General features: G+C 70.4%; 6 protein-coding genes. 5 read left to right on the forward strand and 1 reads right to left on the reverse strand.

Features of this window, described 5'->3' with window-relative positions; translation table 11 throughout:
• From VFE05_12960 to VFE05_12970, 3 genes are all read left to right on the forward strand, one after another.
• Nucleotides 1-695, forward strand: a 695-nt coding sequence (locus VFE05_12960) for a pyridoxal-phosphate dependent enzyme (protein HET6230975.1), incomplete at its 5' end; no start/stop codon positions are given.
• A complete protein-coding gene (locus VFE05_12965) occupies nt 692-1,006 on the forward strand; it encodes an HNH endonuclease (GenBank protein HET6230976.1) in 315 nt (104 codons plus the stop codon). The genes VFE05_12960 and VFE05_12965, both read left to right, overlap by 4 nt.
• 358 nt (nt 1,007-1,364) lie before the next feature.
• Nucleotides 1,365-1,859, forward strand: coding sequence for a hypothetical protein (locus VFE05_12970; protein HET6230977.1), 495 nt, complete (start codon nt 1,365-1,367; stop codon nt 1,857-1,859).
• A gap of 194 nt (nt 1,860-2,053) precedes the next feature.
• Here VFE05_12970 and hisIE read toward each other — a convergent pair whose 3' ends face one another.
• A complete protein-coding gene (gene hisIE, locus VFE05_12975; protein ID HET6230978.1) occupies nt 2,054-2,737 on the reverse strand; it encodes a bifunctional phosphoribosyl-AMP cyclohydrolase/phosphoribosyl-ATP diphosphatase HisIE in 684 nt (227 codons plus the stop codon).
• Between the two features lie 96 nt (nt 2,738-2,833).
• Between hisIE and otsB the strand changes: the two genes are divergently transcribed.
• A complete protein-coding gene (gene otsB, locus VFE05_12980) occupies nt 2,834-3,631 on the forward strand; it encodes a trehalose-phosphatase (GenBank protein HET6230979.1) in 798 nt (265 codons plus the stop codon).
• Between the two features lie 367 nt (nt 3,632-3,998).
• Nucleotides 3,999-5,416 (forward strand): hypothetical protein (locus VFE05_12985; protein ID HET6230980.1); only part of this gene is annotated, 1,418 nt, incomplete at its 3' end.

Consider the following 5,416-nt stretch of genomic DNA (forward strand, 5'->3'; position numbering starts at 1 on the left):
TGGGCGGCGGCGGCATCATCTCCGGCATCGCGATGGCGATCAAGACGGTGCGGCCGGACGTGCGGGTGATCGGCGTGGAGAGCGCGGTGCTCCCGGCGGCCTACCACGCGCTGGAGGTGGGGCGGCCGGACGTGATCCCCGCCGCGTCGAGCATCGCGGACGGCATCGCGGTGCGCACCATCGGCGAGCTGACGTTCCCCATGCTGCGCGACTGGGTGGACGAGGTGGTGCTGGTGGAGGAGACGGAGATCGCCGACGCGGTGCTGCTGCTGCTGGAGAAGGAGAAGACGGTTGTGGAGGCCGCGTCGGCCGCAACGGTCGCCGCGGTGGTGAACGGCCACGTCGCGGACGTGGAGGGGCGCAACGTGGTGATGGTGCTGAGCGGCGGCAACATCGACGTGAGCGTGCTGTCGCGCATCATAGAGCGCGGGCTGATCAAGGACGGGCGCCAGGCCTACCTGCGCGTGAAGATCGACGACCGGCCAGGCGCGCTGGCGAAGCTCACCGCCGCGGTGGCGGAGCAGGGCGCGAACGTGCTCCAGCTCAACCAGCGGCACAGCTTCGGCGGGCTGTGGCTCACGGAGGCGGAGGTGGACCTGACGCTGGAGACGCGCGGCCGCGACCACGTGCGCGACCTCACGGCGGCGCTGCGGGCGCAGGGCTTCGTGCTGCTCGGCGACGGTAGCGGGGCGTGAGGATCGACCCGGCGCTGGCGTCGCTGCGGGAGCGCATCTTCGCCCGCGACCGGCACACGTGCGTGTACTGCGCGCAGCCGTTCCCGCCGGAGCAGCTCACGCTGGACCACGTGCAGCCCAGGATGCGCGGCGGCGACAACTCCGAGGGCAACCTGGTGGCCGCCTGCGCGGGCTGCAACACGCGGAAAGGCTCGCGCACGGCGTGGTCGTTCCTGTCGGACCTGCCGGACGAGCGCGCGAACTTCCTTCGCCTCGCCACCGCCGTTTGGCCCCGACACCGCCGTGCGGTGGAGCAGGAAGCGTCGAAGTAGCCTCGTCCCGGATCGCGAGATTCCACCCGCCGCGGTAGGGGCCGGCCTGTGTGTCGGCCCGTCCTTCCGTTGCGAGGATGCCGTCGGAACGCCTGGTTCCAGCTCCCACTCGGCGCGATGTATCCCAGCGGTTCGTCTCCCGAATCGGCAGGATTTCGTCGCGGGGGCACGGACGGACACGTAGGTCCATCCCTACCGGTCCGCAGCGTTTTGCGCGGTTCTGAGCGGGTGTCCATCGTCGGCGGATGTGCGCGGCCGTCGGCTTCCGGTGGCGCCGGGATTGCGTTAGGAGGATGAGGTAGATCGATCATTTTCGCCGGGAATGCGCCGGCTTCCGCCCGTTCGCGAGGGGACTTCCGTGGTGCGCAGCAAGCTGGTGCAGATGGAGCGTACGCTGAGCCTGGCGACGCGTTTCCTGGACGAGATGCGGGGCGACATCGAGCAGGCGCTCGCCGCCGGGTCCGACACGCCGCCCCGCGTGCGCAGCGTGCACGAGCGCGCCGGGCACGCCACGCCCGAGTTCCGCACGCTCGCCATCCCCGTGCCCGAAGGTGTGGGCAGCGTCTCGCCGCAGATCCTGTCGGGCACCATCGCACGCTACGCATCCACCAAGCACCCGGACTGCCTGATGCTGGCGCTGGAGGCGCAGGTGGAGGACGAGAGCGGCACCGCCGGCCCCGTCCTCATCGCCGAGGCGCGCGACCGGGCAGGGACGCGCCTCTTCTGGATGCAGCCGTACACGGTGAAGAACGGCCGCCCCGTGTGGGGCGAGCCTTCGGACGGCGGCTGGCGCGACCCCGGCGAGGAAGAGATGATCCTCGACGCCGCGTTCACGCGCGGGAAGCGGCCCTGAGCGTCAGGGTTCAGCGGTGAGATGACGGGCGGGTGAGCATCCATCGAATCCGCATCAGCCGATATCGCCTATCGTGTTGATGCGGATCGATCTATGTAGGGAGATATGATGCGGGACATGAGATGTCTCGCGGGCCGGGAGGATGGTCGGATGCGATGAATCGCACCCTACGCGGGGGGAGATTATTGTTCGCGTCAGGTGCCGTCGGAGGAGCGGGAGGGGGGCGGGGCGGTGGAGCCGGCGCGGGGGGCGGCGCCGAAGCGGGCGTCCAGCTCGGCGTACACGTCGGACAGCGGCAGGCCGCGCTCGCGGAGCAGGACGAGCAGGTGGAAGACGAGGTCCGCGGCCTCGGAGCGGAGCTCGTCCGTGCCGGAGTTCTTGGCGGCGATGATGGTCTCCGCGGCTTCCTCGCCCACCTTCTTGAGGATCTTGTCCACGCCCTTGTCGAACAGGTAGGTCGTGTACGAGCCCTCCGGCCGCTCCGCATGCCGCTGCTCGATGATGTCGTCGATGCGCGTGAGGACGGGGCGCGAGTCCGCGGCTTCGGCGAGCGAGTCGCCGTCTGGCGCGCGGTAGAAGCAGGTACGCTCGCCGGTGTGGCACGCGGGGCCCGACTGCTCCACGCGGTAGACCAGCGCGTCGCGGTCGCAGTCCACGCGCACCTCGCGGACGCGCTGCACGTGGCCGCTGGTGCCGCCCTTCCGCCACAGCTCGCCGCGCGACCGGCTCCAGTAGTGCGCATCGCCCGTCTCTGCCGTCAGCCGCACCGCCTCGGCGTTGGCCCAAGCGAGCATCAGCACCTCTCCGCTCGCGGCGTCCTGCGCCACCACGGGCACCAGTCCGCGCTCGTCGTACGCCAGCTCATCGATCCAGGACATGCGGGGCCGTGCCTTCGAGGGTTAGAATGGGCGCGGCGCAACGTACCGGCGCGCCTCCTGCGGGTCAACCGCCCCACACCTACCCCACCGAACACCATGCTGCCACACGCCCGCGACCGCGTGCCCGCCTGGACCGAAGCCTGGAGGCGCACCGGCCGCCTGGTGCTGCTGCTGGACTTCGACGGCACGCTGGCGCCCATCGTGGCGCGGCCGGAGATGGCGGCGATCCCGGCGGAGACGCGCGCGGCGCTGGAGCGGCTGATGGCCCTCCCCGGCGTCACGGCGGCCGTCGTGAGCGGCCGCGGCCTGGCGGACGTGCGCGAGCGCGCCGCGATCCCAGACATCGCCTACGCGGGCAACCACGGCATGGAGATCGAGGGCGCGGGCCTGCACCGCATCCACCCCGAAGCGCTGGCGGCGCGGCCGGAGCTGGAGGCGGTAGCGGCGCGGATCGGTGGCGCCCTCGCCGGCATCGACGGCGCGTTCGTGGAGGACAAGGGCCTCACGCTCAGCATCCACTACCGCACGGCGTCCGAGTCGGACCACGCGCGCATCCTCGCCGCTGTCCACGCCGCGGCGGATGGGCGCCCGGAACTGCACGTGACGGAGGGGAAGATGGTGCTGGAGGTGCGGCCGCGGGTGGACTGGAACAAGGGCCGCGCCGTCATCTTCCTGCTGGAGCAGATGCGCCCGCCGGCCGGAACGCCGGTCCTCTACCTCGGCGACGACCGCACGGACGAGGATGCCTTCCGCGCGCTCGAATCCTGGGACGCCGCCGCAGAGGGCATCATCGTCGCCGACCCGGTGCCGGACGACACCGCCGCTCGCTCCCGCCTGCACGAGCCCGCGGAGGCCGCTGAGCTGTTCGCGGCGCTGGCGGATGCGGCTGGGTAGCCGGACCGCCGCACCCCGTGGTCCAGATCGTTCGACTGCCCTCTTCCCGCCATGCCGGGGTGGAGGGTTTTCGGTTTCTGGAGATCAGCTCCCTCGGGACGAATCGTTCGATTCGCCGGCCGGCGGTTTCGCCCGAGTCCTCGGGCTTCGGAAGGAGGACGGCGAGCCGATTGACAGGACCCCGAGACGTTTTTAGCATACACCGAAGAAAGGCCGAACGCGTGCGAACGTCTCGGCCTCTCGCCAGGAGTACCCGGTCATCTCCGTCACCGGCGCCGCAGAGCCGTGAGGAAACCGATCCGGACGGCCGCCTGCCCGCCGCGTACTTCCGCGCGGCGGCGGAACGATCCCGAAGGAGAGGCGCACCATGGCAAAGGCCAACACGCTCGTAGACAACTTCTACGACAACACGGTGGACACGGCGAAGTGGAACATCTACGGAAACTCGCCCCCGGAGCGCATCCGCGAGGTGAACCAGCGGGTGGAGATCCGCCCGGGGGCGAACACGCCCGGCGTCTACTCGGGCTACGAGTCGGTCGCGGCGTACGACCTCACCAACAGCGAGGTGAAGATCGAGGTGGTGCGCGCGCTCATCGCCAGCGATGCCGCCCAGTCCGGGCTGCAGGCGAAGGTGGATGCGAACAACTTCCTCTACATCGCCATCCAGGCCGCACAGGTCGTGGCTTTCAAGGTGATCGGCGGTAGCTACCTGCCGCGTGCCAACGTCACGTACGACCCGGCGCGCCACCGGTGGCTGCGGCTGCGCGAGTCGAGCGGCATCACCTACTGGGAGACCTCGGGCGACGGCGCCGTGTGGGAGGTGCTGTACCAGGAGGCGACGCCGCTCAACGTGACGAGCGTGAAGATCAACTTCGGCGGGGGCACGTCGTCGCCACTGCCTGCGCCGGGGGTCGCGATCTTCGACAACGTCAACTACGCCACGCGCACTCCGCGCCGGCGCCTGGAGGAGCGGCGCCTGTCCGCCCGTGACGTGCGCGACCAGGCGGCGACGGTGGACGCGGAACGCAACCACGCGCCGCACGAGAACAACAACGACGAGACGAACTACCCGTCGTTCGGCATCATCGGCAGCTTCTCGAAGGGGCTGAAGCACGACGCCACCACGGGCGAGCCGGACGCGGTGTCGTACGCGTCGCTGCTCCGCGCGCTGGAAAGCCGCGCGCCCGACGATTTCGAAGAGGTGCTGCTGGGCACACCGGAGAACGGCCTCAAGCTCACCAACCCGCAGACGGGCTTCACCTTCGACACCGAGGGGCCGGACGCGCAGACGTTCACCGTTCCACCCGCGCCGCGCTTCGACAGCGTGCAGGAGGCGCACGAGATGGGCGAGCTGTACTGGATGGCCGTGGCGCGCGACGTGGCGTTCGCCGACTACGGCTCCAGCGCCGACGTCTCGGCCGCGATCTCGTCGCTGAACAACGAGTTCCCCCAGTTCGGCGGCACCACACCGGTGACGGTGCAGAACGTCTTCCGCGGCATCTTCCCGGGCGACCAGAAGGGTCCGTTCGTCTCGCAGCTCCTGCTCAAGGGGAACAGCGACCGGCGCAAGCCCGCGGGCGGCGGGCGCGACGCGGCCGACGGCTACATCAGCTACGGCTCGCAGGTCATCGACCAGCGGCAGTACACGGTGGTGCAGGGCACGACGTCGGACTACATGACCACGTTCGCGGAGTGGCTCACGGTGCAGAACGGCACCGACCGGCGGGGCAACGACGTGCTGGACACCACGCAGCGGCGCTTCATCCGCAGCCTGCGCGACGGGGC

This window comes from Longimicrobiaceae bacterium, assembly GCA_035696245.1.
GTDB lineage: Bacteria > Gemmatimonadota > Gemmatimonadetes > Longimicrobiales > Longimicrobiaceae > DASRQW01.